Origin of the sequence: Halomonas sp. TA22, assembly GCF_013009075.1 — a bacterium.
Classification (GTDB): Bacteria; Pseudomonadota; Gammaproteobacteria; order Pseudomonadales; family Halomonadaceae; genus TA22.
Genome location: NZ_CP053108.1, coordinates 902,681 through 929,348 on the forward strand (window position 1 = coordinate 902,681; position 26,668 = coordinate 929,348).

The following is a 26,668-nucleotide window of genomic DNA, read 5'->3' on the forward strand; positions in this document are numbered from 1 at the left end:
CATGGCTCGTTATATTGGACCGAAGTGCAAACTGTCTCGTCGTGAGGGTACCGACCTCTTCCTGAAGAGCGGTGTCACCCCCTTCGAGAAAAAGTGTAAATCCGAGCAGATCCCGGGTGTACACGGCCAGCGCCGTCAGCGTCTTTCAGACTACGGCTTGCAGCTTCGCGAGAAGCAAAAAGTACGTCGCATGTATGGCGTACTCGAGAAGCAGTTCCGCAACTACTACAAGGAAGCGGCCCGCCTGAAGGGCGCGACTGGCGAGTCGTTGCTGCAGCTTCTCGAATCCCGACTGGACAACGTCGTCTATCGCATGGGCTTTGGCTCGACTCGCTCCGAAGCGCGTCAGCTGGTCAGCCACAAAGCGATCTCCGTGAATGGCCGCACCGTCAACGTGGCGTCCTACATGGTCAAGCCCGGTGACGTGGTGGCTATTCGCGAGAAGGCCAAGAACCAGTCTCGTATTCAATCCGCGCTGTCGATTGCCGCCAACCGTGGTGACGTCGCCTGGATCGAAGTCGACGCCAAGAAGATGGAAGGCACTTTCAAGGCTCTGCCTGAACGTGGCGACTTGTCTGCCGACATCAACGAAAACCTGATCGTCGAGCTGTACTCTAAGTAATCATCCAGGTGATGTCGGGCCCGCTTGGCGGGCCCGATAAGAGTACCGAGTATCCGTTTGGCAGCCTGAAAGGTGTTCATATGCAGCGTTCAGTGACAGAGTTTCTCCGTCCTCGCGATATCAAGGTCGAAGAGATCAGCGCGCACCACGCGAAGATCGTGCTCGAGCCGTTCGAGCGCGGGTTTGGTCACACCCTGGGGAATGCTCTGCGTCGTATCCTGTTGTCCTCGATGCCCGGCTGTGCCGTGGTCGAGGTCGAGATCTCCGGCGTGGATCATGAGTACAGTGCGATCGAAGGGGTGCAGGAGGATGTCATCGAAATCCTCCTGAACCTCAAGGACGTGGCGATCAAGATGCACAGTCGCGACGAAGCGGTTCTCTCGCTGAACAAGCAGGGCCCTGCCGTCGTGACTGCGGGTGACATCGCGCTCGACCATGATGTCGAGATCGTCAATCCCGAGCACATCATTGCCCACGTCAATGAAGGTGCTGAGCTCAAGATGCAGCTCAAGGTTGCCCGCGGCCGTGGTTACGAGCCGGCGGATGCCCGCGATGGCGCGGACGACGAGTCCCGAGCCATCGGCCGACTGCAGCTGGATGCAACCTTCAGCCCCGTACGTCGTGTTTCCTATGCCGTGGAGGCTGCGCGTGTCGAGCAGCGCACCGACCTCGACAAGCTGGTCATCGACCTGGAAACCGACGGTACCCTGGATCCGGAAGAGGCGATCCGTCGTAGCGCGACCATCCTGCAGGAGCAGCTGGGTGCGTTCGTCGATCTGGAAGCCGAGAAGGAGCAGGAGACGGAGGTGGAAGAGGATCACATCGATCCCATCCTGCTGCGTCCCGTAGACGATCTCGAGTTGACCGTTCGCAGTGCCAACTGCCTGAAGGCCGAGAACATCTACTACATTGGCGATCTGATCCAGCGCACTGAAGTCGAGCTGTTGAAGACGCCGAATCTCGGCAAGAAGTCCCTGAATGAAATCAAGGACGTGTTGGCTGCGCGCGGCCTGTCCCTGGGCATGCGGCTGGAAAACTGGCCGCCCTCTAGCCTGAAGGACGACAAGGCCTCCGCGTGAGTGTCGACTCGAGTCCCAGTTTGGTAAGGAATTGCAACCATGCGTCATCGTAAGAGTGGTCGTCATCTGAATCGCACCAGCTCGCACCGCGAAGCCATGTTCAAGAACATGTGCATCTCGCTGGTCGAGCATGAAGTGATCAAGACAACCCTGCCCAAGGCCAAGGAGCTGCGTCGTCACGTCGAGCCGCTGATTACCTTGGCCAAGCAGGATAGTGTCGCCAATCGCCGTCTGGCCTTCAACCGTACCCGCTCCAAGGAGACGGTTGGCAAGCTCTTCAATGAGCTGGGTCCGCGTTACGTCGAGCGTCCGGGCGGTTACGTCCGTATTCTCAAGTGCGGTTTCCGCACCGGCGACAACGCTCCCATGGCCTTCGTCGAACTGGTCGATCGTCCGGTCGTCGAGGAAGCCGCCGCCGAGGAGTGATCCCGGCCACAGGCTTTTCGACACGGAAACAAACCGGCTCCCTAGGGAGCCGGTTTTTTATGTCCGTCACTGTGCTTCTACGGGTACGGGGCATCAGCCCTTCTTGGTCTCCCGCTTGGCCTGACGCTGCAGCAGCGGTGCCAGGAAATGGCCGGTATGAGAGGCCTCCATCTTCGCCACCTGCTCGGGGGTGCCCTCGGCGATGATGCGTCCACCCCCTGAGCCACCCTCGGGACCGAGATCGACCAGCCAATCGGCTGTCTTGATCACGTCGAGGTTATGCTCGATCACCACGATGGTGTTGCCGTGGTCGCGCAAGCGGTGAAGGACGGTGAGCAGCTGACGAATATCCTCGAAATGCAACCCGGTGGTGGGTTCGTCGAGGATATAAAGGGTCTTGCCGGTATCGCGCTTGGCCAGCTCCCGGGCCAGCTTGACGCGCTGCGCCTCGCCGCCGGAGAGGGTGGTGGCGCTCTGACCCAGGCGAATGTAGGAGAGTCCGACATCCATCAGTGTCTGCAGGCGACGGGCGATGGCGGGCACCGGGCTGAAGTACTCCAGGGCCTCCTCCACGGTCATCTCCAGCACTTCATGGATGCTCTTGCCTTTATAGTGGATATCCAGAGTCTCGCGGTTGTAGCGTTTACCCTTGCAGACGTCGCAGGGTACGTAGATGTCAGGCAGGAAGTGCATCTCGACCTTGATCATCCCCTCGCCCTGGCACGCCTCGCAGCGTCCCCCCTTGACGTTGAAGCTAAAGCGACCGGGCTTGTAGCCCCGGGAGCGCGCCTCCTGAGTGCCGGCGAAGAGCTCGCGGATCGGCGTGAAGATGCCGGTGTAGGTGGCCGGGTTGGAGCGCGGCGTCCTGCCGATCGGACTCTGGTCGATATCGATCACTTTGTCGAGCTGATCGAGACCCTGGATATTGTCGTAGGGCGCCGGCGTGAGCGTGGTCGCCTTGTTGAGCTCGCGGGCGGCGATTGGCATCAGGGTGCCGTTGATCAGCGTCGACTTGCCGGAGCCGGAAACGCCGGTAATGCAGATCAGCAGGCCGAGGGGCAGCGTCAGCGTGACGTTGCGCAGGTTGTTGCCGGTGGCGCCGGTCAGGCGCAGCACCTTCTCGGGATTGCCGGGGATACGATAGGGCGGAACCTCGATGCGCCGCGTGCCGGAGAGATACTGCCCGGTGAGCGAGGCGGGGTTGTCCATGATCTGCTGAGGGGTGCCCTGGGCGACCACCTCGCCACCGTGCACGCCGGCGCCCGGACCGATGTCGAGCACGTGATCGGCGGCAAGAATGGCATCCTCGTCATGCTCGACGACGATCACCGTGTTGCCCAGGTCACGCAGGTGAACGAGGGTCTTGAGCAGCCGGTCGTTGTCGCGCTGATGCAGGCCGATGGAGGGTTCGTCGAGGATGTACATGACACCCACCAGGCCGGCGCCGATCTGGCTGGCCAGGCGAATGCGCTGAGCCTCGCCCCCGGAGAGCGTCTCGGCGCTGCGCTCCAGGTTGAGGTAGTCGAGCCCCACATTGACCAGGAATTCCAGGCGGGCATGGATCTCGTTGACGATCTTGAGGGCGATCTCGCCCTTGCGGCCGGGCAGCGCGAGGGCCTTGAAGTAGCTCCACGCCTCGCCGATCGGCAGATGGACGATCTCCGGCAGGGTACGTTCGTCGATATAGACATGCCGCGACTCCTTGCGCAGCCGCGACCCCTGGCACGTGGGGCAGGGCTGCACCGCCAGGTACTTGGCGAGATCGTCGCGTACCATGTTCGACTCGGTCTCGCGGTAACGGCGCTGCATGTTGGGCAGCACCCCCTCGAAGGGGTGAGCACGGGTCACCTTGCGGCCGCGATCGTTGACGTACTGGAAGGCAATGTCGTCATGGCCGCTGCCGTTGAGCACGATGTCGCGCTCATGGCGTGCCAGCTCCTGCCAGGGCGTCTCGAGCTTGAAACGGTAATGGGTGGCGACCGCCTGGAGCTGGTTGAAGTAGTAGACGCTGCGCCGGTCCCATCCCTTGATGACTCCCTCGGCAAGCGACAGGCCGGGATGGCTGATCAGCTTGTCGGGATCGAAGAACTGCTGCACACCGAGGCCGTCGCAGGTCGGACAGGCACCGGCGGGGTTGTTGAAGGAGAACATCCGCGGCTCGAGCTCGGCGATGGAGTAGCCGCATACCGGGCAGGCGAAACGGGCCGAGAAGGTGATGTCCTCGGCATCACCGTCCATGAAGTGAACGATGGCGATGCCGTCGGCAAGCCCCAGCGCGGTCTCGAAGGACTCGGCGAGGCGCTGCTGCAGACCATCGCGAACCTTGATGCGATCCACCACCACGCTGATGTCATGCTTCTTGTTCTTGTCCAGCGGGGCGATGTCGTCGAGCTCGAGAATCTGGCCATCGATCATGGCGCGCACGAAGCCCTGGGCACGAAGCTCCGAGATCAGCTGCAGGTGCTCCCCCTTGCGGCCGCTGATCACTGGGGCGAGCAGCATCAGCTTGCTACCCTCGGGCAGGGCGATCACCTGATCGACCATCTGCGAGATGGTCTGGGCCTCGAGATCCTCGCCGTGCTGGGGGCAGCGTGGCGTGCCGGCGCGGGCGAACAGCAGGCGCAGATAGTCGTAGATCTCGGTGATGGTGCCGACCGTGGAGCGCGGGTTGTGCGAGGTGGATTTCTGCTCGATGGAGATCGCCGGCGAGAGGCCTTCGATATGATCGACGTCGGGCTTCTCCATCATCGACAGGAACTGCCGGGCATAGGTGGAGAGCGATTCCACGTAGCGCCGCTGTCCCTCGGCATAGAGCGTATCGAACGCCAGCGACGATTTTCCCGAGCCCGAGAGCCCGGTCACCACTATCAGCTTGTCACGCGGCAGATCCACATCGATTTGCTTGAGGTTGTGGGTGCGGGCACCCCTGACCAGAATCCTGTCCATTCCCACCTCGTGCAGTGCGCAAAAGCTCAATTATACGGCTTCGCTGGAAGGGGCAGCAAAGTAAGGATGCTTTTCTCTTCCAGCCCGCTCATTCCCTGCATGGCGTCGAGTGGGTAGAATGTCGTGTTCGTTACCGGGCGTGGCTCGCCCACTACATGAGTTCACCTTTTCTGTGCGCATGCTTTCACGTCTGCTACTTGCTACCGAACGTCGTGCCATCATCGGCCTTGCCAGCCTGTATGCCTCGCGCATGCTGGGGCTGTTCATGGTATTGCCGGTACTGGCGCTCTACGCCGATGAGCTGGCCGGTGCCACGCCGCTGCTGATCGGCGTGGCGCTGGGCGGTTACGGTCTGACCCAGGCGATCCTGCAGATCCCCTTCGGGCTGCTTTCGGACCGGATCGGACGCAAGAAGGTCATTGCCGCCGGCCTGCTGCTGTTCCTGCTGGGCAGCGTGGTGGCCGCCCAGGCCGAGACGATCACGGGCATCATCATCGGGCGTTGCTTGCAGGGCAGTGGCGCGGTGGCGGCGGCAATCATGGCGCTACTGGCCGACCAAACCCGCGAGCAGGTGCGGACCGCTGCCATGGCCACCATCGGCCTGTCGATCGGGGTGGCCTTCGCCGTGGCGATGGTGTTGGGCCCATGGCTTGCCAGTGCGTTCGGGTTATCCAGCGTGTTCTGGTTCACCGCCGGGCTTGCCGTGATGGGGCTGCTGGTCCTCTGGCGACTGGTGCCGCAGGCTCCCAAGCGGCGGCGCCATCGCGATGTGCTGCTCGATCGGGCACAGCTCAAGGCGACGCTCGGACGTGTCGACCTGCTGCGGCTGGATTTTTCGATATTCGCGTTGCACCTGGTGTTGATGGCCATCTTCATTGCCGTGCCGTTCCGGCTGATCGAGGTGGGAATCTCCCAGCAGCAGCATGGCTTGATCTACCTGAGCGTCATGGGGCTTGCGTTCATCGGCATGGTGCCGCTGATCATTCTGGCCGAGAAGAAGCAGTGCATGAAGGCGGTCTTCCTGGGGGCAGTGGCGGTGCTGGCGTTGAGCGTGCTGCTGCTGGGCATGCTGTCGGTCTCGCTGTGGTTGCTGCTGTTGCCGCTGCTGGGCTTCTTCACGGCATTCAATCTGCTCGAGGCGACGCTACCCTCGCTGCTCAGCAAGATGGCGCCGGTCGGGGCCAAGGGAACGGCAATGGGCGTCTATTCGACCAGCCAGTTCCTGGGGGCTTTTCTTGGTGGCGTGCTGGGCGGTGGCCTGGCGCAGCAGTGGGGGTACGATGCGGTTTTCTATGGCTGTGCGCTGGTGGGGCTGGCATGGCTGGCGGTAGTCTGGGGGATGCAGCCACCCCGCTACCTGAGCAGTGAAGTGATCGAGCTCGATGACCAGGCTCATGGCGATGCGCTGGAGACCCTGATGGAGCGCTTCGCCGAGGTGGCAGGGGTGGAGGACGTACTAGTGGTGCCCGAGGAGCGACTCGCCTATCTGAAGGTCGATCGGCGACGGCTGGACAGTGACGCGCTGGCACGGGCGGCCGGCGTCAAACGAGAACATTAACCCGACAATCGCGGGGCGCCGTGATGGTACCCGACAATCGAGGAGCGAGACATGGCACGTGGAGTCAACAAGGTCATCTTGATCGGCAACCTGGGTCAGGACCCGGAGATGCGCTTTCTGCCCTCCGGTAATCCGGTGGCCAATCTGCGCATTGCCACCACCGACAGCTGGACGGACAAGCAGAGTGGCCAGCGCCAGGAGCGCACCGAGTGGCACACCGTGGTGCTGTTCAACAAGCTGGCGGAAATCGCCCAGCAGTACGTCAAGAAGGGATCGCGTATCTACATCGAGGGGCGCCTGCAGACGCGCAAGTGGCAGGGCCAGGATGGGCAGGATCGCTACAGCACCGAGATCGTCGCCAACGATATGCAGATGCTCGATTCGCGCAGTGGGCAAGGGGGAGGCGACTACCAGCAGGGGCAGTACGGTGCGCCTCAGGGTGGTGGCGCTCCCCAGGGGCAGTATGGAGGCGCGCCTCAGCAAGGCGGTGGACAGTACGGGCAACCGCAGGGAGGCCAGCAGCGTCCGCCACAGCGGCCCTCTCAGCCGCCAGCCCAGCAGCCGCCAGCCCAGGGGGGGCAGCAGGGCAATTATGGGGCACCGGCGCCCGGCAGTTTCGATGATTTCGACGATGAGATCCCGTTCTGAGGCCTTTTTTTTCGGTTGATACCTACCCTGGCACCGGCGTCTTCGAAGTCGCGATGGCAAGGAGAGCTCGTGAAACTGTTGATTCTTGATGCAGGGCATTGCCTTAGCCTGGCGCTGGCCCGCGAGGCGAGCCGCAGGAGCGATACGGACCTGTTCATCGTGCCCGGCCTTGAGATATCGCCCGCGCAACTTGCTGACATCGCCCCCGATGCGTTGGTGATTCCGCCGCTGGCGCAGCCTATCGAGGCGGAGCCAGCGGCGGTAGTGGCGCATGCCGAAGCGGTGGAGACGTGCCTGAGCGCCTGTGAGATCGCTGGTGTACCGCTGGTGTGGTGCGTCTCCGACCAGCTGTATGAGGATGGACTGGACGAACCCATCGACGAGCACGTCATTCCCGCTCCGCGGGACGAGAGTCTGCGCCGCCTGATACGTACCGGCGATCGCATTCGCGACGAGTGGGAGCAGCATTTGATCGTGCGCCTAGGACCGCTCTTCGCGCTCGAGGGGGCCAGCGCCTGGTTGAACGAGCTGCTCGATACGCTGATGACCGGCGACGAGGTGCGTGCCGCCGAGGATGTGATCTTCTGCCCGACCTCGGCGGATGCCGCGGCCATGGCATTGGTGGGCATGCTTCAGCAGCAGCAGTGCGGTGCCAACGCCTGGGGGGCGTACCATCTGGCCGGTACTGAACCGGTCAGCGGCTACACGTTCGCCTCGATGGTACGCACGCAACTGGCGACGCGGCTCGAGGGCATGGGCGAGGAGGTCGAACTGGGCATGCTACGGGGGCTAAAGCACCACCATGACCAGCCGCTGCGCCGTGTGCTCAATTGTCGGCGCGTACTGGAAGTGTTCGGAGTGCATCAGAAACCCTGGCGGCTTGAAGTGGGACGCATGCTCGATACCTGGTGCCTGGCGCGCCGTGAGGACCTTGCATGAACGTCTTGAGAAGCTTGCTGTTCTATTTCGGCTACTTCCTGGCCATGCTGATATGTGGCGTGCTCTTCCTGCCCTTGGCGCCGCTACTGCCTCTGCGCGAGCGCTACCGGCTGCTCAATCTCTACAACCACTTCATCCTGGTCTGGTTCCGGCTCTGTTGTGGTGTGCATTACGAAATCAGAGGCAAGGAGAACGTGCCCGAGGGGCCCTGCGTGATCCTGGCCAATCACCAGTGCGAGTGGGAGACGATCTATCTGCAGCTGCTCAAGTCGCCGGTCTGTACGGTACTCAAGCGCGAGCTGCTCAACTTTCCGCTGTTCGGCTGGGGGTTGAGGCTGCTCAAACCCATCGCGCTGGATCGTTCTCGGCCGGCACGGGCGATGCGTCAGGTACTGACGCAGGGCAAGGAGCGGCTCGAGTCGGGCCTTTCGGTGCTGATCTTTCCCGAAGGCACTCGGGTCGCGCCAGGCAGTCGCAAGCGCTACAACAAGAGTGGAGCGGTGATTGCCTGTCGAGCGGGCGTGCCGGTGCTGCCGGTGGCGCACAATGCCGGCGAGCGCTGGCCTGGCCGCCACTGGGTGAAGAACCCCGGACGCTTGAGCGTTGTCGTGGGGCCACCCATCGAGACAGCGGGTCGAACTCCTGAGGCAGTACTGGCCGATGCCGAAGCCTGGATCGAGGCGCGACTCGAGGAGATCTCCGGGGTGCCGCGCCCATCCAAAGAAGAGGCCAAGGCGCCGGCCGAGCTGCTGCCTGAGTAGCCATTCGTCATTACGCGTCAACGCCTGCAACGAGAACGCCCCCACCGGCCTGACCGGTGGGGGCGTGCGATTTACCTGCTCGATCCGTCAGTGACGAATGAGGTGGTCGAAGGCGCCGAGGGCCGCTCTGGCTCCTTCGCCGACGGCGATGACGATCTGCTTGTAGGGCACGGTGGTCACGTCGCCGGCGGCGAAGATGCCGGGTACCGAGGTCATGCCGTGGGCATCGGTGACGATCTCGCCGCGCTCGGAGAGCTCTATCGAGGAGTCGGTCAGCCATTCGGTATTGGGTACCAGACCGATCTGCACGAAGATCCCTTCCAGCTCGACACTCTTCAGCTCGCCGCTTGAACGCACTTCATAGGTGAGGCCGTTGACGCGCGTGCCGTCGCCGTTGACCTGGGTGGTCCGCGCTCCGGTAATCACCTCGACGTTGGGCAGGCTGTTGAGCTTCTTTTGCAGCACGGCATCGGCACGCAGCTCGTCCATGAATTCGAACAGCGTGACATGTGCGACCAGACCGGCCAGGTCGATGGCCGCCTCGACGCCGGAGTTGCCCCCGCCGATGACCGCGACGCGCTTGCCCTTGAATAGCGGCCCATCGCAGTGTGGGCAGTAGGCCACGCCCTTGTTGCGGTACTCCTGCTCGCCAGGCACGTTCATCTCGCGCCAGCGGGCACCGGTGGCCAGGATCACGGTCCTGCTCTTGAGGCTGGCGCCGGACTCGAAACGCACTTCATGCTCGCCGCCGGTTTGAGTGGCAGGCACCAGCGCCACCGCCCGCTGCAGGTTCATGATATCCACATCGTACTGCTTGACGTGCTCCTCGAGCGCAGTGGCAAGCTTGGGACCCTCGGTTTCCGGCACGGAAATGAAGTTCTCGATCGCCATGGTGTCGAGCACTTGACCGCCGAATCGCTCAGCGGCGATGCCGGTACGAATACCCTTGCGCGCGGCATAGATGGCCGAGGCGGCCCCGGCAGGGCCACCGCCCACCACCAGTACGTCGAAGGCCTCCTTGGCATTGAGCTTCTCGGCGTCGCGCTTGGCCGCACCGGTATCGATCTTGGCCAGGATCTGCTCGAGATTCATGCGACCCTGATCGAACGGCTCGCCGTTGAGGTAGATGCTCGGCACCGACATGATCTGGCGCTCTTCCACTTCACCCTGGAACAGCGCGCCGTCGATGGCGACGTGGCGGACACCGGGGTTGAAGATCGCTATCAGGTTGAGCGCCTGCACTACATCGGGGCAGTTCTGGCAGGAGAGCGAATAGTAGGTCTCGAAGCGGAACTCGCCCTCAAGGCCCTTGATCTGCTCGAGCACCTCGTCGGAGGCCTTGGGCGGATGGCCACCGACCTGCAGTAGCGCCAGGACCAGTGAGGTGAACTCGTGACCCATGGGAATACCGGCGAATACCACGCCGGTCTCTTCGCCAGGGCGATTGAGAGCGAACGAGGGGCGACGGGCATCCTCACCGTCGCTACGCAGGGTGATCTTGTCGCTCAGCGCGGCGATGTCCTGCAGGAGGCCAAAGAGTTCTTGAGATTTGGCGCCGTCATCGAGGGATGCGACGATCTCGAACGGTTGAGTGACCCTTTCCAGATAGGCTTTCAGCTGGCTTTTTAAATTGTCGTCCAACATGACAGCTTCCTTCATGTTCGGTGATAGAGGCACGACGAAACGAACGACGCCTTTGTCGGGTCGCGTCTGTCTTGATTCGGTGCGGTGTTGCATCCGCCCGGGCAATGGACAGCCCGGGCGAGAGCGAGGCGGGAGAGCCTCTTGGCAGGCTAGGTGCGGCTTAGATCTTACCGACCAGATCCAGTGACGGTGCTAGCGTCTCTTCGCCTTCCTTCCACTTGGCCGGACACACTTCGTTCGGGTGAGCGGCCACGTACTGGGCAGCCTTGAGCTTGCGCAGGGTCTCGGTGACGTCACGCGCGATGGCGTTGTCGTGGATCTCCAGCGTCTTGATCACGCCTTCCGGGTTGATGACGAAGGTGCCGCGCAGGGCCAGGCCCTCGTCGTCCAGATGCACGCCGAAGGCGCGGGTCAGCTGGTGGGTCGGGTCGCCGACCAGCGGGAATTGGGCCTTGCCAACCGCGGCGGATGTCTCGTGCCACACCTTGTGGGAGAAATGAGTATCGGTGGTGACGATGTACACTTCAGCGCCGATCTTCTGGAACTCGGCGTAGTTGTCAGCAGCGTCTTCGACTTCGGTGGGGCAGTTGAAGGTGAAGGCGGCCGGCATGAAGATAAGCACGGACCACTTGCCTTTCAGGTCCGCGTCGGTGACTTCGATGAACTCACCGTTGTGATAGGCGTTGGCCTTGAACGGCTTGACTTCGGTATTGATCAGTGACATCGCAGGGATACTCCTTGGGATTATAGGTAACGAATCGAGATAGGAAACGTGGTCAATGGTAACGTCTTTAGACCAATGTCCTAAATAGAAACAGCACATGAGGCCGATTAGCAAAGGCTATAATCGGATAAGGTGGTATATTCAATAGACTGGAGCGCGATAGCCCAGGAGTTACTGTCCCTTCATCATGTCTTCGACACGCCACAATGACAATCCTGCTGTCGCTATCGAGGCAATAGAAAATTCCCTTGGATGCCACCGCCGCCACCGAGTTGCGATTCGGCTTCACTATTGTCCTTGAGCGCGACGCCAGACACCCCGAGCGTCGAGGCTTCGCGCATCAAATAAACGAGTAGCCTGGCTGCGGCATCGTACGACTGGCCACGTGGGCGAACATTGGAGATGCAGTTGCGCTCGCTGTCGCGCCGTCCCGTGCACGGCGCCCAGGTGAAGTAGATGCCCAGACTATCGGGGGAGCTCAAGCCGGGCCGTTCACCGATCAGTACCACGCCCATGCGTGCATTCAAGGCCTCGCCAATGGGGTCGCCGATCGCCACCCGCCCCTGCTCCACCAGCGCCAGCGGTCCCGTCAACCAGCCCTCCTCCTCGATCAGCGGCAGCAGCGCATCGAGAAACGGCAGCGCATTTTCGTGAATAGCTCGCGATGAGAGGCCGTCGACGACACACAGCGCGACGTCGCAGGGCGGCGTGTTCAGCTCGCTTAGCTGACGCGCGGAAGCCTCGTCGAGACGGCGGCCGAGATCGGGGCGGCGCAGATATTCACTGCGCTCATGCGCGGCGCTATGCAGGCGCAGTACCAAGTCGAAATGCTCGGAAAGCTTGGTCACCATGCGCTCGGTGTCGAGCGCCAGGTGCACCGCATCGCGTGCCTGGGCGTGGGCGAGCTGGAACTCGAGCTGCGCGGCGGTGGGCAGGCTGCCTCCGGCGCGACCAAGGCCGATGCGCGCATCGGTGTACTCGCGCAGCCGGCGCCAGGGGTTGTCAGTCACGCTGGCGGGCCGCTCGGGATTAGGGGTTTTGCTGCTCATGCGCTGCCTCCTTGTCATTCGTCGAGGGCATCGATATCCGCGTTCAGCAGGGCATGGCGAAAGCGCTTCGGCAACGCTTCCTTCAAGAGAATGCCCCGCTGCGGCTCGTAGATCTGCGTCTCGGCCAGCCACTGCTCGAACTCGGGGGCGGGGCGCAGGCCGAGCACCTGACGCGCATAGAGGGCATCGTGAAACGAGGTGGTCTGGTAGTTGAGCATGATATCGTCGGAGCCGGGAATGCCCATGATGAAGTTGCAGCCGGCCGCGCCAAGCAGTGTCAGCAACGTATCCATGTCGTCCTGGTCGGCTTCGGCGTGGTTGGTGTAGCAGATGTCGCAGCCCATGGGCACGCCGAGCAGCTTGCCGCAGAGGTGATCCTCGAGCCCGGCGCGGATGATCTGCTTGCCATCGAAGAGATACTCCGGGCCGATGAAGCCGACCACGGTATTGACCAGCAGCGGCGAAAACTCGCGGGCCACGGCGTAGGTGCGCGCCTCCAGCGTCTGCTGATCGATGCCATGGTGGGCATCTGCCGAGAGCGCGCTGCCCTGGCCGGTCTCGAAGTACATGACGTTGTCGCCAAGCGTGCCGCGCCCCTGTGACAGCGCCGCCTCGCGCCCCTCCTTCAATAGCGCGAGATCGATGCCGAAGCCGCGGTTGGCGGCCTCGGTGCCGGCGATCGATTGGAACACCAGGTCGGTGGGAGCACCGCGCTCGATCGCTTCGATGGCAGTGGTGACATGGGTCAGCACGCAACTCTGAGTGGGAATCTCGTAGCGCTGGATGATTTCGTCGAGCATCTTGAGCAGGGTGACCACCGTGGCGGTATTGTCGGTGGCCGGGTTGATACCGATCACCGCATCGCCACTGGCGTAGAGCAGGCCATCGAGAATGCTGGCAGCGATGCCGGTGGGGTTGTCGGTCGGGTGATTGGGTTGCAGTCGCGTGGAGAGCCGACCTTCGAGACCGATGGTATTGCGAAAACGCGTCACCACGCGGCACTTGCGCCCCACCAGTACCAGATCCTGCAGGCGCATGAGCTTCGACACCGCGGCGACCATTTCCGGTGTCAGGCCAGGAGCGAGTGCGGCGAGCTGCTCGCCCCCGACCTCGGTCGACAGCAGCCAGTTGCGAAATTCGCCGACGCTGAGTCCCGCCACTGGCGCGAAGGCCGCCTTGTCATGACGATCGAGGATCAACCGGGTGATCTCATCCTCCTCGTAGGGGATCAGCGGCTCCTCGAGGAAGAGTGAGAGAGGAAGGTCGGCCAGCCGGAGCTGAGCGGCGACGCGCTCCTCGGCGCTGCGCGCCCCGATGCCGGCGAGCTCGTCGCCTGAACGCCTTGGGCTTGCCGCGGCCATCAGCGCGCCGAGGCTGTCGAAGTGGTAGCGCCGTCCGGCGATGTCGATGTAGTAGGCGCTCATTGTTTTTCTCCCTGCCTCTCGATCAGTGCATTGTAGCCCTTCATGAATTACCCGTGCGGCTGACGAGTGTGGAGGCCGGAAAGTGGTCGCTGCACTCGCGTTTATGGGTATCCTCTTGGTTGGCTAAGTGTGAGCCGCAATTGAACAACAACAAGGAGCAAATTCATGGATGCGCTGACACGCGAGGTGTGTGACTGGCTGACCGGGCAGCGGGCGGCGATGACCGAGTGTCTGAAAACATTGGTGAACATCGATTCCAACAGCCACGACAAGGCCGGCAACGATGCCGTGGCGGATACCATCACAGGCTGGCTCGAAGCGGATGGCATTGCGATAAAGCGCCATGTGCGGCCGGAGTCCGGGAATATCCTCGAAGCCCGGGTGGAGGGGGCGCCAGGAGAGCATGTATTGCTGATGGGTCATCGCGACACGGTCTTTCCCACCGGTACCGTGGCGAGGCGAGGATACCGGCAGCAGGGCGAGCTGGCCTTCGGCCCGGGTGTGGCCGACATGAAGGCGGGACTGGTGCTCAACTGTTTCGTACTGCGCGCACTCAAGCGGTTACCCAATCTCCCCTTCTCCGTGTGCGCCTTGTTTACCGCCGACGAGGAGATCGGTTCGCCGGATGGGCGCGCCTTCATTCAGGCAGCGGCCAAGGGCGCGCGGGCGGTATTCAATGCCGAGCCCGGGCGAATCAGCGGTAACGTGGTTACCGCACGCAAGGGCGGGGCGGGATTTCTCATCGAGGTGACCGGCAAGGCGGCTCACTCCGGCGTCAGCCATGGCGATGGCGCCAGTGCCATCGAGGCGCTGGCGCGCAAGATCGTCAAGCTGCATGCCTTGACCGACTATGCCGAAGGGGTGACCGCCAACGTGGGGGTGATCGAGGGTGGCGTTTCGCGCAATACCGTGGCCCCAAGTGCCATGGCGCAGCTGGACGTGCGCTTCGTGACCAATCCCCAGCGTGAGCGGCTGTTCGCCGCGATCGAGGAGATCGTCAATGAGGTCGAGGTGCCCGGCACCTCGGCCCGCCTCACTCAGAGTTCCGGCTTCCTGCCGATGGAGGAGGCGATGAGCCGAGAGCTCTTCGGCCGCTATCGCCGTCAGGCCGAACGCCTCGGCTTTGCGGTCGAAGGCGAGTTCACCGGCGGCTGCTCGGATGCCGGCTTCACCGCAAGCCTGGGTGTTGCCACGCTATGCGGCACCGGCCCGGTGGGCGGCAAGATGCATACCGACGAGGAGTTCTGCCAGCTCGACACCCTGGTGCCCCGTGCCCAGGCGCTCGCCGCGACACTGCTCGAGCTGGGCGAGGCACCGCGGCCGTTCGAGGAAAATCGCGATCATGCTGTTAGCTAGATCCTTCTTGTTCACTCACTCAGCTGTTCGGCTGCCCGGAGGGGCCCGCCTGTACTGATCGTTCCCGGTCCGTTGGGCTGGCGGATCGAGCAACTCTCCGTGCGTTTGAGTTGCAAAACGCTATCTTCATAGACTCGGGTGGCGTTGCTCTGATTACGCAACGCTTTGCCCTCAGATGGGTGAGCGAACGCTTCTCCCGACTCCCGATTGCTAGGAGGTGACATGTCTACGGTTCTGATTACCGGCGCCAACCGCGGCGTCGGCCTGGCGCTGGCGCAGCACTATCATCAGGCGGGCTGGAAGGTGATCGGCGTATGCCGCTCCCCCTCAAGCGAGCTTGCCGACATTGCTGAGAGGGTGATCGACGATATCGATATCACTCAAGAGGCACAGGTGGCGCGATTGGCCGCCGAGCTCGATGGCTCTGCACTGGACCTGCTGATCAATAACGCCGGCCTGCTGCGTGACGAATCCCTGGGTGAGTTGAACTTCGACTCCATCCGCGAGCAGATGGAGATCAACGCCTATGGGCCACTGCGGGTGACGGAGGCGCTGCTACCCTTGGTCGCCAAAGGCGGCAAGATTGCCAACATCACCAGCCGCATGGGCTCGATTGCCGACAACGACTCTGGGGGACGCTATGGCTATCGCGCCTCCAAGGCTGCGCTCAATGCCTTCGGCAGATCGCTTGCGATGGATCTCAAGCCGCGCGGTATCGCCGTGGCCCAGTTGCACCCCGGCTTCGTCAAGACACGCATGGTCAACTTTGGTGGCCAGATCAGCCCTGAAGAGGCCGCTGCAGGTATCGCCGCACGCATCGAGGAGCTGACCCTCGAGAACAGTGGCAGCTTCTGGCATAGCAACGGCGAGACATTGCCCTGGTAACACCATTTTCAAGCGCCTGGTTCATCGTCGCCAACGCCACGTGATTGGGTAACGAAAGACATCGTATGAAATATCCCGAACGCCGGATGGCCGTTATTTCGTCGCTAAGCAGCGGTTGTGGCGCAAGAGTGACCCATCGCTCGACGATGCCAGGCGTCAAGCCTTGGTGAACGAGCTGATGAAGGCGCGCCGCGATGTGAAGCGCGCCAAGCGTGAACAGGACGAGACGGCCTTGCGCGAGGCGCGTCTAGCCGTGGATGCCGCCAAGGTAGACTTAGGCGAGCGCGGGCCGGTGTGGTGGGACGATGATGCACCGGACGAGACTGGCAAGCATCCTCGCAACAGCCGCTATGCAGCGTGGTGGCAAGGGCTCCTCTGATGTCAGATGATCGCGTGACGTACCCGGGCCGAGATCCACTCCGACACCAGCACGGTGACGAAGATCATCAGGAAGATCACGCTGACCTGGTTCCACGCCAGGCTGTTGATGGCGGCATTGAGCTGCAGGCCGATGCCGCCGGCCCCCACCAGTCCCAGTACCGTGGATTCGCGGATATTGATATCCCAGCGGTAGACGCTGATGCCGGCGAAGGCGGGTAGAATCTGCGGCAGCACGGCGTAGCTCATCACCTGCATCCTGCCGGCGCCGGTCGCGCTGATCGCCTCCACCGGGGTGGGATGGATCTCCTCGATCGCTTCATAAAGTAGCTTGCCGACGAAGCCGATCGAGCGCAGGGCGATGGCGATGATGCCGGCCAGCACCCCGGGGCCGAGGATGGTCACCAGCAGCATCGCCCAGATCAACGAGTTGATCGAGCGCGACGAGACGATGATCATCAGCGCCACACTTCTGACCAGCGGATGCGGCGAGGTGTTGCGCGCGGCCAGGAACGCCACCGGAAAAGCCATCAGGATGCCCAGCGCCGTGCCCAGGGTGGCGATGTTGAGGGTGTCCCACATCGGCTTCCACAGGCGGTGGGCATAGCGCCACTGCGGCGGCAGCATTCGGCTGATCAGGTCGCCGCCCTGGCGCCCGGCGTCCTCGACGAACACCCACATGGTATTGTCGGAGATCACCTTCCAGCACAGCAGAAACAGGCTGATGCCGGCTAGCCAGGCGAGATAGCCGAGCCACTGGGAGCGGGTGGTACGCAGACGCCAGAGCGGCTGGCCCTGCGTAGTGGTGGAAACGGGCATGGTTCATGTCCTCTTACGTAACGCGCGCTTACTGAGTCCAGCGGCGCACATGGCTGGATGAGTATTCGCAGAGCAGCACGATGGCGATGATGATCAGCAGGATCGCCGCCGAGGTGTCGTACTCGTAGCGGCTGATCGAGGTGTTGAGCGTGGCGCCGATGCCGCCCGCGCCGACGATGCCGATCACCGCCGACTCGCGAAAGTTGATATCCAGCCGGTACATGGACAGCCCGATCAGGCGTGGCATCACCTGAGGTTGTACGGCATGGTTCATGGTCTGCCACCAGCTCGCGCCGGTGGCGCGGATCGCCTCCACCTGCCGCCAGTCGATATCCTCGATATCCTCGGCCAGCAGCTTGGCCATGAAGCCGATGGTGGCGAAGGCCAGGGTGATCATGCCGGCCAGCGGGCCGAAGCCGAACATCACCACGAACAGGATCGCGATGATCACCTCTTGGAAGGTGCGCGAGACGCTGATGATGCCGCGACACACGAAGTAGATCGGCAGCGGCGCGATATTGCGTGCCGCCCCCAGCCCCACGGGAATCGCCAGTGCCACTCCGATCACCGTGGAGGTCAGCGTCATGGTCAGGCTCTCGAGTAGGCCGTTGAGGATGTCGCCCCGGCGGCTGACGAAGTCTGGCTGGGTGAAGGCGGCCAGGAAGTTGAGCCCACGGCTGGCGCCCTCGGTGAAGCGTGCCCAGTTGACCTGCACGCTGGCCAGCGCCAGCACCAGATAGAGCATCAGGCCGATGACCAGGGCCCAGCGCAGGCGGGGGTCGGCGATAAACGGCCGGCGCCGCCACTCTCCCCGGCTTGCCAATGCCATGCGACTCATCTCGCGCCTCCACTGGCCAGCGCTGGCGCGAGCGTCGTCACCTTGCGCTCTAGGCCGTCAGTCGTGTTGCGCTCCGGGGCGGTCGGCTCGGCCTGGGTATCCCACTCCTCCTCGCCGTAGATGGTGGTGAGCGTGTCGGCGTCTAGCGCGTCGGGGCGACCATCGAAGACGATCTCACCGGCACGCAGACCGACGATGCGGTCGGCGAACTGGCGGGCCAGTGCCACGTCGTGGATATTGATGATCGCCGCCAGGTCGCGCTCGGCGCACAGCTCGCGAATCAGACGCATGATCTGGCGAGAGGTCTTGGGGTCGAGGCTCGCGGTGGGCTCGTCGACCAGCAGCAGCTTGGGGCTCTGCAGCAGGGCACGGGCGATGCCGACCCGCTGGCGCTGGCCACCGGAGAGCGCATCGGCCCGCTTGTCGAGTGCATGGGGCAGGCCCACACGCTCCAGCAGGCGGAAGGCCTCGGCCACGTCATCGGCAGGATAGCGCCGCAGGAAGCTGCGCCAGAAGCCCACGTAACCGAGCCGCCCGGAGAGCACGTTCTCCATCACGCTCAGGCGATCGACCAGCGCATACTCCTGGAAGATCATGCCCATGCCACGGCGTGCCTCGCGCAGCCGCCGCCCGGAGAGGGCGGTCAGCTCGGTCTCCTCCAGACGGATGCTGCCCGAGGTGGGCTCCACCAGGCGGTTGACGCAGCGGATCAGGGTGCTCTTGCCGGCCCCGGAGGGGCCGATCAATGCCATGACCTGGCCGCGCGGCAGGGTCAGCTCGATATTGCTAAGTGCGCTATCCCCGGTGGGGTAACGCTTGCAGACGCCGGACAGGGTCAGCATGGTGGTTCTCCCTCAGATGCTTCCTACCAGTGCTACGTTCATTCGCAGTCGTAGGTCACGCCGTTGGCTTCGTCGATGGTGCGGATCACTTCCCAGTGCTCCTGATAGGTGATGGGAATGAACTGCGACTCCCCGGAGTTGGCGAACTCCGCCTGCAGGGCACCGCCTTCCCAGTCGTAGGAGAAGAAGGCGTCACGTACCTTTTCGGCGAGTTCCGGGTGGAGGTTGTAGACGTGGCCATAGCCGGTGGTGGGGAAGGTCTGTGAGGTGTAGAGCACCTCATAGTCGCCCTCGTTGACCACGCCCCGGGAGACCATGCGATGGGCCACCGAGTTGGCGATGGCGGCGGCATCGTAGTCGCGGTTGACCACGCCGAGGATCGAGTTGTCATGTGAGCCGGAGAAGGCGGTCTCGAAATCCTCGTCCGGTACCAGGCCGAACTCGCTAGTGAGCAGGGCGGAGGGGGCTTTGAAGCCGGAGTTGGAGGTCGGCGAGGTGAAGGCCATGTTGCGTCCGGCCAGTGCTTCCATTGAATCGATGCCGCTGCCCGGATAGGTGATGATCTCCATCTCGTAGCCGAAGCTGCCATCGTCGCTTGCCATCATGGCGAAGGGCACGAAGCCCACGCAGTTGACCGCCATCGGGTTGGAGCCGGTATTGAAGCCCGCCACGTGCAGACGCCCTGCGCGCATCGCCTCGAGCTGGGCGGCGTTGGACTGCACCGGGAAGAACTGCACGCGCTTGCCGGTTGCCTCTTCCATATGCGCCAGGAAATCGGCCCACACCTCGGCATAGACTGCCGGATCCTCCACCGGGGTGTAGGCGAACACCAGGGTGCTGGGATCGAGCCACTGCGACTCGTCTTCGGGGACGTCGGCGACCATGTCGCCATTGGCATCGGTGAAACGTGACGCCAGCTCGGCATGGGCCTGAAGGGCGCCAACGGCGAAGGTGCCAACGAGGGTGGCACCCAGCAGCTTGGTGGAAAGGGAGGAAGTGCGGGACATGAGATGGACCTCGTCACATAGGTTGCGGGACGAGGCCATACTGAGCGCCTAGGATGACACTCCCATGTCAGGAAGATGTCGGTTGAATGTCAATGCGTCGGTAGCACAGACGCTGGATCAGTGCCGAATCGTGGCTGACGATCATCACGCCGCAGCGCCGCTCGTCGAGGCCCAGGCGCGTCATCAACGGGGCGATGGCCAGCAGCACGCTATGTGCGGTAGGCCATGTCGCCAGACAGGGGCACGTGGGCTGAGCTGCCCGATTCCTTTCCTGTCTGGCCATGAGGTGCGGGAGCGAGCGCTGCTAGAAGCCTAGCGCGACAGGAAGGCGCGCGCCGCCGCCTCGGGATCGTCCTGTCCACAGATCGCCGAGACCACAGCGGCACCCTGTACCCCGGCATCGCGTAGCTGAGCCATATGGTTGGCCTGAAGGCCACCGATGGCTACCGCCGGCAGTGGGCTGGCGGCGGCCAGCGTGGCGAGGCCATCGAAGCCCAGGGGCTCGGCATGATCGCGCTTGGTGCGTGTGGCGAAGACCGGGCCCAGCCCGAGGTAGTCGAGGGCAGCGGAGTCGAGGCGTGCCATTTGGGCGAGTGTCTGTGCCGAGAGGCCGAGTATCGCCTGGGGGCCGAGGGCATCGCGCGCGGCCGCCACGTCACCGTCACCTTGGCCGATATGCAGGCCATCGGCGCCGCTGGCCAGCGCCACCGCGAGACGATCGTTGATGATCAGCGGTACGCCGCTTCCCGCCAATACTGCCTTGAGCCGGCGGGCCTGGTCGGTCAGCTCGGCGTCGCTGGCCTGCTTGTCGCGCAGCTGTACCAGCGTCACGCCACCGCGTACGGCAGCGAGTACCGTCTCCTCCAGGCCGCGTTGGGCGCACAGCTGGGGGTCGGTGACGAGGTAAAGGGTCAGGTCAGGTCGCATCGTCGAACTCCAGCTGCAGGCGATCGTTCAGGGTGGCGGGGTCGAGCTCGTAAAGCGTATCGAGGAACAGGGGCATGAAGCTGCCCGGCCCGCGAGCGTGGCGGCCGGCCGACTCGCCGGCAATGGCGTAGCTTGCCAGCGCTGCCACGCAGGCCTCGAAGGGTTCCTCGGCATTTGCCAGGAAGGCCGCCACCACGCCGGTCAAAGCGCAGCCCAGCGTGGTGACGCGCGGCATCAGTGCATGACCGCCGCGGATGCGCGCCAGGCGTCGGCCGTCGCTGATCAGGTCGGTCTCGCCGGTCACCGCCACCACACCGCCGATGCGCCGGGCGAGCCGGTGGGCGGCCTGCTTCGCGGCGTCGGCCGGGTCGCTGCTGTCGACGCCGCGACCCGCCGTGGTGTGGGCTTCCAGGGCCAGGATCTCCGATGCGTTACCGCGTACCACGCTGGGTTTCAACGCGAGCAGGCGAGCGGCAATGTCGCGGCGGTAACCGGTGGCGCCCACCGCCACCGGGTCGAATACCCAGGGCTTGCCGGCAGCCCGCGCCGCCTCGGCGGCCTCCGCCATGGCCGCGACCCACGGCGGCGAAGGGGTGCCGATGTTGATCGTCAACGCATCGGCCCGGGCGGCGAACTCGGCAGCCTCCTCGCGGGCGTGCATCATCGCCGGCGAGGCGCCGATGGCCAGCAGCACATTGGCCATGCTGTTCATGGCCACCAGGTTGGTAATGTTGTGGATTAGCGGAGCGGTGGCGCGCAGGCGAGCAAGGTGCGCGCCGGCATCGAGCGTGGCGGTCATGGAGCCTCCCCGGCGTGAGTCGCACGGGAGGCCCGTGCGACTCCCTACGCCGGCATTATCCGGGTCAGGTTCGAAGGGTGCTTCTCAGCCGCTTTCGTCGGCGCCCCTGTCGCAAGAGCGTCGATCATACCCAGCCGATGGCCATGACGAAAGGCACCACGGCCCGTCGATAAGGTTGCATTGGCCTAGGCGATAGGCATGATGATGACACCTACATAGCCTGTAGATAGCGCCGAACAATGAGTGAGACACCTTCCAGCCCCCCGGGCCAAGAGCCGTTGATCGAAGCGGAAAGCCATGTGCAGGGGTTTCGCAAGGCCCGCGACGCACGCCGTACCGAGCTCGTCGAGGATTATGTGGAGCTGATCGCCGACCTGATCGGCGATACCGGCGAGGCGCGGCAGACCGATATCGCCCGCCGGCTGGGAGTGGCGCAGCCCACCGTGGCCAAGATGCTCACACGCCTGGCCGAGGGGGGATACATCATCAAGCGTCCCTACCGTGGCGTCTTCCTGACCGATGCGGGGGAGCGGCTTGCCGCGATGAGCCGGCGACGCCACCAGATCGTCGAGGAGTTCCTGTGCAGGCTGGGTGTTCATCCCGACACGGCCCGGCTCGATGCAGAGGGAATCGAGCACCATGTCAGTGCCGAGACGCTCGAGGCCTTCGAGCGTTATCTCAACACGTCTGATCGCCAATAGAAAATTTCTTGCCACACGATAGATTCTCCCTTCTTGTTTCTTCGGTCTTGCGTGCTATTTTATAGCTTATGCTATAAATCATAGTGTATTGCACTTTTTATAGGAGAGGCCAGCTAATGAGGTCCTGGACATTGACACTGGGTGCGCTGGCGCCCCTGGCGCTCACAGTAGGCACCGCCACTGCAGCCCAACCCCCGCTCAACGCCGTGACGACGATCGGCATGATCGGCGATGTGATCGAAAAGGTGGGCGGCGAGTGCGTGGCAGTGGAGGCGATCATGGGGCCGGGCGTCGACCCGCATCTCTATCAGGCCAGTGCCGGCGATGTGAACACCTTCCAACGCGCCGATGTCATCTTCTATTCCGGATACGCCCTGGAGGGCCAGCTGGGCGACGTGCTGGAGCGCTTCGGCGAGACCAAGCCGACTCTGGCCGTATCGCCCGCCGCGATCGCCACGGCGGACCTGATCACGGTGCAGGACCTGTACGGCATCGATCCCCATGTATGGATGGATGTGAGCCTGTGGGCGCAGATCGTCCCGGTGATCGCCGAGACGCTTGGCGAGCAGCGTCCAGAGTGTGCCGAACGGATGGTCGAGAACGCCGAGCATTACGCGGTGCAGCTGCAGGCGCTGCACGAGTGGGTCGGCGAGTCCATCGCGACGATTCCCGACGCGCAGCGCATTCTGGTCACCGCCCACGACGCCTTCGGCTACTACGGCCGCGCCTACGACATTGAGGTCGCCGGAATCCAGGGCATTAGTACCGAAACCGAGACCGGCATCGCCGATATCCGCGAGATGGCGGCGATCGTCGCCGAGCGCGAGGTGCCCGCTGTGTTCGTCGAGAGCACCATCAATCCGCGCACCGTGCAGGCAGTGATCGATGCAGCCGCCGAGCGTGGCCAGCAGACCGAGATCGGCGGCGAACTCTTTTCCGATGCGATGGGCGAAGCGGGCACTGCCGAGGGAACCTATATCGGCATGATCCATGCCAATACCCGGCATATCGTCGAGGCCTTGGGTGGCGAACTTCCGACCCTGCCCGAGGTTATTGGGAGCTGGGCCGAGCAGTGGGATCTCGATACCGGTTCGGACGGTTGAGCACAATGACTCAACCCTTGCACGAGCGGGATCTGGCCCTGCATGTCGAGGACCTGACCGTCAGCTACCACAGCAAGCCGGTGTTGTGGGATATCGACTTCGATGTCCCGCCTGGGGTGATGGCCGGCATCGTCGGTCCCAATGGTGCGGGCAAGAGCACATTGATCAAGAGCGTGCTGGGGCTGGTGCCCAGCGTGGCGGGACGTGTCACGCTGTTCGGCCGCCCCTATCGGGCCCAGCGCCGTCGGGTGGGGTATGTCCCGCAACGCTCAAGCGTCGACTGGGACTTCCCCACCACCGCACTGGATGTGGTGACCATGGGGCTTTATGGCCGCCTGGGCTGGTTTAGGCGCCCCGGCAGGCGCGAGCGTCGCGAGGCGATGCAGGCACTCGAGCTTGTGGGCATGCAGGACTTCGCCCAGCGGCAGATAAGCCAGCTCTCCGGCGGTCAGCAGCAGCGGGTGTTCCTGGCTCGGGCCTTGGTACAGCAGGCCGACATCTACTTCCTCGACGAACCGATGGCCGGCGTCGATGCCACCACCGAACGTGCGATCGTCGAGATACTGCGCCGCCTGCGCGATGCCGGCAAGACGGTGATCGTGGTCCACCATGACCTGCATACGGTGCGCAGCTACTTCGACTGGCTGCTGCTGCTCAACGTGAGTGTGATCGCCCAGGGTCGGGTGGAGACGGTGTACACCGCCGATAACCTGCGCAAGACCTATGGCGGGCAGATTGCGCTGCTCGAAGGCGCAGCCTTTCTCTCCCAGTCGAGTACCGCCTTCCCCCACGGCGAGGGGGGGATGTGATGGCGCTCATGGAGCTGTTGCGCGACTACACCCTGCAGAACGTGGTGATCGGGGCGGGACTGCTGGGCCTGATCAGTGGCGTGTTGGGTAGCTTCGCGGTACTGCGCAAGCAGAGCCTGCTCGGCGAGACGCTCTCACACGCAGCGCTTCCGGGCGTGTGCCTGGGTTTCATCGTGTCCGGCGGTCGACAGATGGGCAGCCTGCTGCTCGGTGCGCTGCTGACCGGTGCCCTGGCGGCCTTGACCATGCTGTTGTTGACGCGATTCAGCCGACTCAAGACCGATGCCGGCCTCGGCATCACGCTGAGTGTGTTCTTCGCCGTGGGCGTGGTGCTGCTGACTCACCTCCAGGGCATGCAGAACGCCTCCCAGGGGGGGCTCGAATCGTTCCTGTTCGGTCAGGCGGCGGCGACATTGCGCAGCGACCTGTGGATGATGGGCGCGATCACCCTGGCGGCGCTGAGCTTGGTGGCGCTGCTGTGGAAGGAGTTCAAGCTGGTCTCCTTCGATCCGCAATTCGCCGGCTCGCTGGGGTTGCCGGTGGTGTGGCTGGAGATCGGCCTGACGGTGATGATCGCACTCGCCGTGGTGGTGGGGCTGCAGATGGTCGGCGTTGTATTGATGGCCTCGATGATCATTGCGCCTGCGGTCGCCGCCCGGCAGTGGAGTCGTCGCCTGGAGGGGATGGTGACGATCGCGGCGCTGATCGGCATCGTAGCTGGCATAAGCGGAGCGCTGCTGAGCGCCCTGGCCCGGGGCCTGGCCACGGGGCCGCTGATCGTGCTGAGCGTCTCGGCCATCGCCCTCGTGTCGCTGCTGCTGGCACCGGGACGTGGCCTGTTGTGGGAAATGTTGCAGCGCTGGCGCAACCGGCGCCAGCTGCAGCGGCGTCTGCTCGACATGCGCAGGGAGAAGTGATGCTGGCCGCCTTGTTCGATAACGTGCCGTTGATGATCATGCTGGTCGGCGCCCTGGTGGGAACGGCCTCGACGCTGGTCGGCACCTTCCTTGTGCTGCGTGGCAGCAGCATGCTTTCGGATGCCATCAGCCATTCGATCGTGTTCGGCATCGTCATCGTCTGGCTGCTGACGCATCAGCAGAGCGGGCCGGTTCAGATCGTTGGCGCGGCGCTGGCCGGGATCCTGACGGTGTTTCTCACCGAAGTGCTGATCAACTCGCAGCGGGTCAAGAAGGATGCCGCCATCGGCCTGGTCTTTCCGGCGCTGTTCTCGGCCGGGGTGCTGCTGATCAATCTCTACGCCCGCGACGTGCATATCGATGCTCACACGGTGCTGCTTGGCGAGATCGGCTTCGTATGGCTCGATACGCTCACCCTTGGCGATTACCGCGTGCCGCGTTCGCTGGTGTCGATGGGTGTCATGACTCTGCTCAACGCCCTCTTCGTCATCCTCTTCTACAAGGAGCTCAAGCTCGCCACTTTCGACGCCGCGCTGGCCAAGGCGCTCGGTTTTGCTCCTGGCGTGCTGTTCTATGCGCTGCTGCTGCTCACCAGCGGTACGGCGGTGGCAGCGTTCGATGCCGTCGGTGCGGTGCTGTTCGTCGCCTTCGTCATCGTGCCCGCCTCGGCGGCCTATCTGCTCACCGACCGACTATGGCTGATGTTCGTCTACGGCACACTGATCTCGATTGCCTCGAGCGTCACTGGCTACTACCTGGCGGTGGCCTGGAACGTCTCCATCGGCGGCATGATGGCGGTGATGACCGGCGTGTTTCTGGCGCTGGCGTTTGTCGCCGGGCCACGCTACGGGCTGTTCGCCCAGCTTGTGCGACGCCGCAGGCAACGACGCGCAGTCATTACTCATCCGCCTAGCGGAAGGCCTTCAACCCCCCGGCGATATTGACCACGTTGCGGTAGCCCATCCGCTGCAGGGTATCGGTGGCCAGGGCGCCGCGATTGCCCCCGGCGCAGTGGCAGACGATCGCTGCATCCTTGTCCGGCGCGACCTCGCCGATGCGCATCTCAAGCGTGCCGCGGCTGATATTGGCGGCATTGTCGATATGTCCCTGCTCGAACTCCTCGCGGTCGCGAACGTCCAGCACTAACGCTCCGGAGTCGATCAGCGCTCTCGCCTCCTCGGGAGAGACCTCCGTGATGTTACGGCGTGCCTGATCGGCAAGGCGCAGGAAATCTTCGGAATGATTGGCCATGACGTGCTCCTGTGTTAAAGCTTTCTGACGTGCACGTTATCACAGTCGCTCAGGCTTCAAGCTAGGGAAAGGATCGATGTCATCAACGGGGGCGAGGGGGCGGGTTCGTGAGGTGTTCACGGCATTTCTACTGCTCGGACTGTCCTCCTTTGGCTGGGCACGGCGTCTATCAACCGGTAATGGCTGAACTCGAGCCCATCTTCGCGAGCCAATGAG

General features: G+C 63.5%; 28 protein-coding genes and 1 riboswitch. Of the genes, 15 read left to right on the plus strand and 13 right to left on the minus strand.

Annotated elements, in window-relative coordinates; translation table 11 throughout:
- The first annotated feature begins 1 nt into the window (after position 1).
- The 3 genes from rpsD to rplQ all read left to right on the plus strand — a co-directional run bounded on the left by rpsD (position 2) and on the right by rplQ (position 2,127).
- The gene (gene rpsD / locus HJD22_RS04190) at positions 2-622 is read left to right on the plus strand and encodes a 30S ribosomal protein S4 (protein ID WP_208654059.1); all 621 of its coding nucleotides are present in this window, start codon (positions 2-4) and stop codon (positions 620-622) included.
- A gap of 80 nt (positions 623-702) precedes the next feature.
- Positions 703-1,701, plus strand: coding sequence for a DNA-directed RNA polymerase subunit alpha (gene rpoA, locus HJD22_RS04195; RefSeq protein WP_208654058.1), 999 nt, complete (start codon positions 703-705; stop codon positions 1,699-1,701).
- A 39-nt stretch (positions 1,702-1,740) separates the two neighbouring features.
- On the plus strand, positions 1,741-2,127 hold the full coding sequence (rplQ, locus tag HJD22_RS04200; RefSeq protein WP_208654057.1) for a 50S ribosomal protein L17: 387 nt from the start codon (positions 1,741-1,743) through the stop codon (positions 2,125-2,127).
- Positions 2,128-2,220: 93 nt separating this feature from the next.
- On the opposite strand, the gene uvrA is transcribed toward rplQ, so the two are convergent.
- Positions 2,221-5,073, minus strand: a complete 2,853-nt coding sequence (uvrA, locus tag HJD22_RS04205; RefSeq protein WP_208654056.1) for an excinuclease ABC subunit UvrA — start codon at positions 5,071-5,073, stop codon at positions 2,221-2,223.
- 172 nt (positions 5,074-5,245) lie between these two features.
- Here uvrA and HJD22_RS04210 point away from each other — a divergent pair, with 172 nt between their 5' ends.
- From HJD22_RS04210 to HJD22_RS04225, 4 genes are all read left to right on the plus strand, one after another.
- A complete protein-coding gene (locus tag HJD22_RS04210) occupies positions 5,246-6,631 on the plus strand; it encodes an MFS transporter (RefSeq protein ID WP_208656735.1) in 1,386 nt (461 codons plus the stop codon).
- Positions 6,632-6,682: 51 nt separating this feature from the next.
- Entirely contained in the window at positions 6,683-7,279 is a 597-nt protein-coding gene (locus HJD22_RS04215) for a single-stranded DNA-binding protein (RefSeq protein ID WP_208654055.1), read from the plus strand.
- A 69-nt stretch (positions 7,280-7,348) separates the two neighbouring features.
- Positions 7,349-8,218, plus strand: a complete 870-nt coding sequence (locus HJD22_RS04220; protein WP_208654054.1) for a sugar nucleotide-binding protein — start codon at positions 7,349-7,351, stop codon at positions 8,216-8,218.
- On the plus strand, positions 8,215-8,979 hold the full coding sequence (locus HJD22_RS04225) for a 1-acyl-sn-glycerol-3-phosphate acyltransferase (RefSeq protein ID WP_208654053.1): 765 nt from the start codon (positions 8,215-8,217) through the stop codon (positions 8,977-8,979). Before HJD22_RS04220 ends, HJD22_RS04225 begins: the two co-directional genes overlap by 4 nt.
- An 87-nt stretch (positions 8,980-9,066) precedes the next feature.
- Here HJD22_RS04225 and ahpF read toward each other — a convergent pair whose 3' ends face one another.
- The 4 genes from ahpF to HJD22_RS04245 form a co-directional block, all read right to left on the minus strand.
- Positions 9,067-10,623, minus strand: a complete 1,557-nt coding sequence (gene ahpF, locus HJD22_RS04230) for an alkyl hydroperoxide reductase subunit F (protein ID WP_208654052.1) — start codon at positions 10,621-10,623, stop codon at positions 9,067-9,069.
- Between the two features lie 160 nt (positions 10,624-10,783).
- Positions 10,784-11,347 carry an alkyl hydroperoxide reductase subunit C gene (ahpC, locus tag HJD22_RS04235; protein ID WP_208654051.1) on the minus strand — a complete coding sequence of 188 codons (564 nt, stop codon included), beginning with the start codon at positions 11,345-11,347 and terminating at the stop codon, positions 10,784-10,786.
- A 224-nt stretch (positions 11,348-11,571) separates the two neighbouring features.
- Positions 11,572-12,396, minus strand: a complete 825-nt coding sequence (gene eutC / locus HJD22_RS04240; RefSeq protein ID WP_208654050.1) for an ethanolamine ammonia-lyase subunit EutC — start codon at positions 12,394-12,396, stop codon at positions 11,572-11,574.
- A gap of 14 nt (positions 12,397-12,410) precedes the next feature.
- A complete protein-coding gene (locus HJD22_RS04245) occupies positions 12,411-13,820 on the minus strand; it encodes an ethanolamine ammonia-lyase subunit EutB (RefSeq protein ID WP_208654049.1) in 1,410 nt (469 codons plus the stop codon).
- Between the two features lie 165 nt (positions 13,821-13,985).
- Between HJD22_RS04245 and HJD22_RS04250 the strand changes: the two genes are divergently transcribed.
- From HJD22_RS04250 to HJD22_RS04260, 3 genes are all read left to right on the plus strand, one after another.
- Positions 13,986-15,176 (plus strand): M20 family metallopeptidase, encoded by a 1,191-nt coding sequence (locus tag HJD22_RS04250; protein ID WP_208654048.1) that lies wholly within the window; start codon positions 13,986-13,988, stop codon positions 15,174-15,176.
- Positions 15,177-15,398: 222 nt separating this feature from the next.
- A complete protein-coding gene (locus HJD22_RS04255; protein ID WP_208654047.1) occupies positions 15,399-16,061 on the plus strand; it encodes an SDR family oxidoreductase in 663 nt (220 codons plus the stop codon).
- A 166-nt stretch (positions 16,062-16,227) separates the two neighbouring features.
- Complete coding sequence (locus HJD22_RS04260; protein WP_248730099.1) at positions 16,228-16,440, plus strand: hypothetical protein; 213 nt, start codon at positions 16,228-16,230, stop codon at positions 16,438-16,440.
- A 2-nt stretch (positions 16,441-16,442) separates the two neighbouring features.
- On the opposite strand, the gene phnE (HJD22_RS04265) is transcribed toward HJD22_RS04260, so the two are convergent.
- The 7 genes from phnE (HJD22_RS04265) to thiM all read right to left on the minus strand — a co-directional run bounded on the left by phnE (HJD22_RS04265) (position 16,443) and on the right by thiM (position 21,671).
- Positions 16,443-17,258, minus strand: a complete 816-nt coding sequence (gene phnE / locus HJD22_RS04265; protein WP_208654046.1) for a phosphonate ABC transporter, permease protein PhnE — start codon at positions 17,256-17,258, stop codon at positions 16,443-16,445.
- 28 nt (positions 17,259-17,286) lie between these two features.
- On the minus strand, positions 17,287-18,096 hold the full coding sequence (gene phnE / locus HJD22_RS04270) for a phosphonate ABC transporter, permease protein PhnE (RefSeq protein WP_208654045.1): 810 nt from the start codon (positions 18,094-18,096) through the stop codon (positions 17,287-17,289).
- On the minus strand, positions 18,093-18,938 hold the full coding sequence (gene phnC, locus HJD22_RS04275) for a phosphonate ABC transporter ATP-binding protein (protein ID WP_208654044.1): 846 nt from the start codon (positions 18,936-18,938) through the stop codon (positions 18,093-18,095). Before phnC ends, phnE (HJD22_RS04270) begins: the two co-directional genes overlap by 4 nt.
- A gap of 38 nt (positions 18,939-18,976) precedes the next feature.
- A complete protein-coding gene (phnD, locus tag HJD22_RS04280) occupies positions 18,977-19,945 on the minus strand; it encodes a phosphate/phosphite/phosphonate ABC transporter substrate-binding protein (protein WP_208654043.1) in 969 nt (322 codons plus the stop codon).
- A 67-nt stretch (positions 19,946-20,012) separates the two neighbouring features.
- A complete protein-coding gene (locus HJD22_RS04285) occupies positions 20,013-20,153 on the minus strand; it encodes a hypothetical protein (protein WP_208654042.1) in 141 nt (46 codons plus the stop codon).
- 104 nt (positions 20,154-20,257) lie between these two features.
- Positions 20,258-20,872 (minus strand): thiamine phosphate synthase, encoded by a 615-nt coding sequence (gene thiE / locus HJD22_RS04290; protein ID WP_208654041.1) that lies wholly within the window; start codon positions 20,870-20,872, stop codon positions 20,258-20,260.
- Positions 20,862-21,671, minus strand: coding sequence for a hydroxyethylthiazole kinase (gene thiM / locus HJD22_RS04295; RefSeq protein ID WP_208654040.1), 810 nt, complete (start codon positions 21,669-21,671; stop codon positions 20,862-20,864). The genes thiE and thiM overlap by 11 nt, the downstream gene beginning before the upstream one ends.
- 24 nt (positions 21,672-21,695) lie before the next feature.
- A riboswitch (TPP riboswitch) is annotated at positions 21,696-21,789 on the minus strand.
- A 121-nt stretch (positions 21,790-21,910) separates the two neighbouring features.
- Between thiM and mntR the strand changes: the two genes are divergently transcribed.
- The 5 genes from mntR (at position 21,911) to HJD22_RS04320 (ending at position 26,145) form a co-directional block, all read left to right on the plus strand.
- Positions 21,911-22,372 (plus strand): manganese-binding transcriptional regulator MntR, encoded by a 462-nt coding sequence (gene mntR / locus HJD22_RS04300; RefSeq protein ID WP_208654039.1) that lies wholly within the window; start codon positions 21,911-21,913, stop codon positions 22,370-22,372.
- Positions 22,373-22,488: 116 nt separating this feature from the next.
- Positions 22,489-23,475, plus strand: a complete 987-nt coding sequence (locus HJD22_RS04305; protein ID WP_208654038.1) for a metal ABC transporter solute-binding protein, Zn/Mn family — start codon at positions 22,489-22,491, stop codon at positions 23,473-23,475.
- Between the two features lie 5 nt (positions 23,476-23,480).
- On the plus strand, positions 23,481-24,284 hold the full coding sequence (locus HJD22_RS04310) for a metal ABC transporter ATP-binding protein (RefSeq protein ID WP_208654037.1): 804 nt from the start codon (positions 23,481-23,483) through the stop codon (positions 24,282-24,284).
- Positions 24,284-25,201, plus strand: a complete 918-nt coding sequence (locus tag HJD22_RS04315) for a metal ABC transporter permease (RefSeq protein WP_208654036.1) — start codon at positions 24,284-24,286, stop codon at positions 25,199-25,201. The genes HJD22_RS04310 and HJD22_RS04315 overlap by 1 nt, the downstream gene beginning before the upstream one ends.
- A complete protein-coding gene (locus HJD22_RS04320; RefSeq protein WP_208654035.1) occupies positions 25,201-26,145 on the plus strand; it encodes a metal ABC transporter permease in 945 nt (314 codons plus the stop codon). The genes HJD22_RS04315 and HJD22_RS04320 overlap by 1 nt, the downstream gene beginning before the upstream one ends.
- Here HJD22_RS04320 and HJD22_RS04325 read toward each other — a convergent pair.
- Positions 26,111-26,452, minus strand: coding sequence for a rhodanese-like domain-containing protein (locus HJD22_RS04325; protein WP_208654034.1), 342 nt, complete (start codon positions 26,450-26,452; stop codon positions 26,111-26,113). The genes HJD22_RS04320 and HJD22_RS04325 overlap by 35 nt on opposite strands.
- Between the last annotated feature and the right edge of the window lie 216 nt (positions 26,453-26,668).